The 355-nt window shown below is 53.2% G+C and carries 1 protein-coding gene; it reads right to left on the reverse strand.

What is annotated here, in order from left to right; genetic code table 11:
- On the reverse strand, positions 1 to 320 hold a 320-nt coding region (locus tag RCF13_RS03185), incomplete at its 3' end, for a hypothetical protein (RefSeq protein ID WP_308140863.1).
- Between the last annotated feature and the right edge of the window lie 35 nt (positions 321 to 355).

Genomic DNA, 355 nt, shown 5'->3' on the forward strand with positions numbered 1-355 from the left:
GCCCTGCCCTCAAACGCCTGGCTTGCACGCTCATCGTGAACGCAGATCAGTTTGAGGCTCCGCAACTCCTCATCATTAAATTTCTTCCTGAAGCGCGGGAATAGCCGGTCTGCCAAAGCTTTTGCGCGTGTCTGCACGTCCGGCCCCGGTATAGGGCTGACGACGATCAGGACATCGTGGCCGGACGATATTGCAGACTTGCAAAATCCGAGGGCGTGGCGACGAAAATAGACTTCGTCACAAGCTGCCATAATGACTGGCAGTTCGTTACATTGCTTGGTTTTCATGATGAGGATGTTTAGTAGTACGGCACGGTTCATCATCCGGCTGCACTGTACGGCACGGATGAATTATC

The organism is Stenotrophomonas maltophilia group sp. RNC7 (assembly GCF_030910085.1).
Lineage (GTDB): Bacteria > Pseudomonadota > Gammaproteobacteria > Xanthomonadales > Xanthomonadaceae > Stenotrophomonas > Stenotrophomonas sepilia.